4 protein-coding genes are annotated in these 3,996 nt (G+C 68.7%); 1 reads left to right on the forward strand and 3 read right to left on the reverse strand.

What is annotated here, in order from left to right:
* Positions 1-456 (reverse strand): class I SAM-dependent methyltransferase (locus WAZ62_RS20705; RefSeq protein ID WP_422645428.1); only part of this gene is annotated, 456 nt, incomplete at its 3' end.
* A gap of 70 nt (positions 457-526) precedes the next feature.
* Entirely contained in the window at positions 527-2,284 is a 1,758-nt protein-coding gene (locus WAZ62_RS20710) for a uracil-xanthine permease family protein (RefSeq protein WP_422645429.1), read from the reverse strand.
* A 201-nt stretch (positions 2,285-2,485) separates the two neighbouring features.
* Here WAZ62_RS20710 and WAZ62_RS20715 point away from each other — a divergent pair, with 201 nt between their 5' ends.
* Positions 2,486-2,812: an STAS domain-containing protein gene (locus WAZ62_RS20715; protein ID WP_422645430.1), complete on the forward strand. Its 327-nt coding sequence runs from the start codon at positions 2,486-2,488 to the stop codon at positions 2,810-2,812.
* Here the strand turns inward: WAZ62_RS20715 and WAZ62_RS20720 are convergent.
* Positions 2,813-3,996: PP2C family protein-serine/threonine phosphatase (locus WAZ62_RS20720; protein WP_422645431.1), on the reverse strand; the 1,184-nt coding region annotated here is incomplete at its 5' end. It lies immediately after the preceding gene.

Genomic DNA, 3,996 nt, shown 5'->3' on the forward strand with positions numbered 1-3,996 from the left:
GGGCAGGCCGAGCACCAGCCGCCCGCCGGGCGCCAGCGCCGAACGCAATTCGGCCAGAAGCGCGATCCGCCGCTGCCGCCCGGCGACATGGCCCAGCACGCCGAAGCCCAGCAGGACGATATCGAAGCCCCCGCGCGCGAGGGCCTGACGGTAGGTCGCGTCGTCGGCGTCGCAAACCTCGACCTGCCCGGACAGTCCCAGATGCCCGGCGACGGCACCGAGATGCTGGCGGGCGACGGCGCTGATGTCGACGGCGGTCACCGCCGCTTCATGACTGCGCGCCAGGCTGAAGCAATAGCGCCCCTCGCCGGCGCCATAATCGAGCAGGCGGCCGCCCGCCGGCAACAGGCCGGCCAACAGTCGCAGGGTGCGCCGGTTCGGCCGTGGATAGCGGGACAGATAGACGCCGGACGAGAAATAGGCGTCATAGCTGCGCCCCATGTCCTCACGGTCCAAGGCAGGCCTCCAGGTGTTCCGGTCGATCAGCAGGGTCACTTGAGTTTCCTTCTGGCTGCCGGGCGCGGGCTCAATGGTCGAAATGCAGGCGCATGAACGACCGGCCGCCGGCCGGGTCGCTGCCGCATTTCAACCGGTCGGCCAGACGCTGGACGAGCACGTTCGAGACATTGGCGATGGCGGTGTCGATGGCTTCATCGTCAGCCCCGTCGAGGATGTTGGCGAGATCGGGCGCCGCCGCGCCGGAAAGGGGCAGGGGCGGGCCGTCGTGCCAGAGGTCGATATCGAAATTCAGCTCGTCGAAACGGCCGCCGATCGCGGTCACCCGGCGGCCGCAGCCGGCTGCGGCGATCGCTTCCACCGCCTCGACCGCGGCCTGGGCGGCGCGGCGGACGATATCGCGCCGGGCGGCCCAGGTGCCGCCCATGCGTTCGATGAAATCGGTGACCTGATGGCTGACGGCCGGGCCGGAAGGCGAAATCGCCCGGGTTTCCGACTGGCGGATGCCAAGGCGGAACAATTGATTGAGCGTGATCGCGAGGGCGCCGGTGACGATGAAGCCGCTGCCCACCAGATGGTGCAGGGACGGCGGCGCCTGGGCGGCGATGCCCGGCATCAGCAGGACCGAAATGCCGCAGACCAGCGACAGGCCGATGATGAACACGCCCCGCGTGTCGAGCTGGCGCGAGGCGACCAGATCGACGCCGGCCGCGATCAGGAAGGCGGCGGAATAAAGCTCGATCGCGCCGATGACCGGCGTCGGGATCAGGGTCAGCGCCATGGTGACCTGCGGCAGGAAGGCGATCACCAGCAGCAGGCCGGCGGCGACCAGCCCGGCATAGCGGGTGGTGGCCCGGCTGGCGTGGCACAGCCCGATATTGGCCGAGGATGTCGCGGTCGCCATGCCGCCCAGAAGGCCGCCGAGGAAATCGCCGATGCCGGCGGCCAGGATGCCGCGCCCGGCCTGCTTCATGTCGGGCCGGCGCCAGTCGGCGTCGTCCATCCGGTCCATCAGGATGAAACTGCCGATCGCGTCGATCTGTACCAGGAGCGCGACGAAGGCGACGGCGATCAGCGCGCCGACCGGCACGTCGAACACCGGCGCGACAATGGCGGGCAGGGCGACAACGGGGACGCTGGCCAGCGCCTCGCCCCCGGACAGACGGCCGAGCAGCAGGGCCGTCACCACGCCGCCCAGGATGCCGATCAGCAGGGAAAAGAGCTTCAGGCGCCGGCTGCCCCAGATCGACAGGCCGATGATCAGGCCAAGGGTGACCGCCGCGATGGCGAGGCTGTCGCCGTCCGGCGCCATGGCGGCGTCAAGGCCAGCGGCGTGGGTGATGGCGCTCTGAATCAGTGAAATGCCGCCGATCAGCACGACGAGGCCGGCGACGATGGGCGGAAACAGGCCCCGCAGGCGCGTGGTCAGCGGCGCGACCAGCAGCGCGACCAGGGCGCAGGCGACGGAAAGCACCGTCATGCCGCCCGGCCCCGTCACCGACAGGATCGGTGCCGCCTGGGTGACCAACAGCGGACCCGGAATATGGACGATCAGCGCGCCGGAGCCGAGACGTCCGCCCCAGGCCTGCAGCCCGGTGCCCAGCGCCATGGTGATGATCGAGACGGCGAGCAGGGTCCGCGTCTCCTCGACCCCGAAATGGGCGCCCTTGGCCAGGGCCAGGACATAGGCGGACAGGCCGAGCGCCATGGCCGCGTGTTGCAGGCCAAGGGGCAGCAGGGTCGACAGGGGGGCGCTTTCATCGGCGGCGACCGATAATTCCTGCGGTCGGCGGCGCGGCCGGGACGGGGGCAGACGGATCAGGGTCATGGATCGGCCCGCACGTCCCGAGCGCCGCCGTTCCCCCCTGTCCCACACTGTCGCCCGCCTTCACGCACCATGCCATACTCCCGCAGAAGGTCGCCGGGGGCGTACCCTCGGCTCTTTCGTATTGTATCCATTATTGTGCTAATTTTTTACCACGATGGATACATTCTGGTGCCGACCGAAACAGGCAAAGGCTGGAGTTCAATGAGCATTACCTTCGAGACGGTGGAACAGGCGATCGTCGCCAGCCTTCAGGGGCGGCTGGACAGCACCAATTCCCCGGCTGTCGAGGCCGAGCTGATCACCCGCGTCGGCGCGGGCGGTTTCGTGCTGGATTTCACCCGGCTGGACTATATTTCGAGCGCGGGGCTGCGCGTCGTCCTCGTGGTCGCCAAACGGCTGAAACAGGCGGGCGGCCGTTTCGTTCTCGCCGGATTGCAGCCTCATATTCGCGACGTGTTCGAGATTTCGGGCTTTCTCGGCATTCTCGACGTCGCGCCCAGCCGGGCCGAGGCGCTGGCCCGCTTCTGATCAGGACACGGCGGCGAGACGCGGCGGCGGGCCGATATAGCGGACGACCAGACAGGTGATGTCGTCCGATTGTTCGGCCCCGTCGACGAATCGCTCGACCGCCGCCGTCACACCCGAAATCACGATATCGACGGCTTCCGTCCGCGCGTCCTTCAAGGCATCGCGCAGGCGGGCCTCGGTGAATTCGTGGCCGCCGCGATCCATCGCTTCCGATATGCCGTCGGTATAGAGGAAGAGCGTGTCGCCCGGATCGAGTTGAAGGCGCTTCTCGGCATAGGGAATGTCGGGCATCACGCCGAGCGCCATGCCCGCGGTGCGCGGCAGATCGGTGACGGCACCATCCGCCCGGCGGATGACCAGCGGCGGGTTGTGGCCGCCATTGGCATAGGCGAATTCGCCCGTCTCTGTGTCGAGGATGCCGTAGAAGGTGGTGACGAAGAGATCCATCGGGTTCTGCGCGCACAGCAATGTGTTGGCCGCGGCGAGGCAGGCCCCGGGCGAAGGGTTTTCCCGCGCGCTCGACTGCAGCACGGTGCGCGAGATCGCCATGAAGAAGGCGGCCGGCACGCCCTTGCCCGAGACATCGGCGATGACGATGCCGAGGTGGCGCTCGTCGATGGCGAAGAAATCATAGAAATCGCCGCCCAATTCCCTGGCCGGCACCATGGTCGCCTTGCCGGCATAGGACGGGTGGACGGGCAGGGCCTGGGGCAGGATCGCCGCCTGCAGGGAACGCGCCGCGTCCAGTTCCGCCTCGACCCGGCGCTGCGATGCTTCCAGCAATTCGTTCTTCTGTTCGAGTTCGAGGGTCCGCGCCCGGACGAGGGCCTCGAGGTGTTCCTCGCGCGCCTGCACCTCGATCGCCATGTGCTGAAACACCCGGGCGAGGGTGCCCAATTCGTCGCCCTGCCTTGCCAGCGCGTCGAGGCTGGCGGGGGCGAAGCGGCGGCCGTCGATCTCTTGCGCCGCCCTGGTCATGGCGGCGACGGGGCGGGCGATACGGCCCGCGAACAGGCCGGCGGCGGCGACGCCGAAGGCGAAGACAAGGCTGGCCGCGCCCGCGCCGTAAAGCAGATAATCGGCCAGCATCCGGTCGAGCCGCGCGGTCGACAGGGCGATGACCGTCGCGCCGATGGTGATGCCGGCGGTATCGCGGATGGGCGCCGCGACCAGCAGATGGGCCG

The sequence above is a fragment of the Zavarzinia sp. genome, from assembly GCF_049306435.1.
Classification (GTDB): Bacteria; Pseudomonadota; Alphaproteobacteria; order Zavarziniales; family Zavarziniaceae; genus Zavarzinia.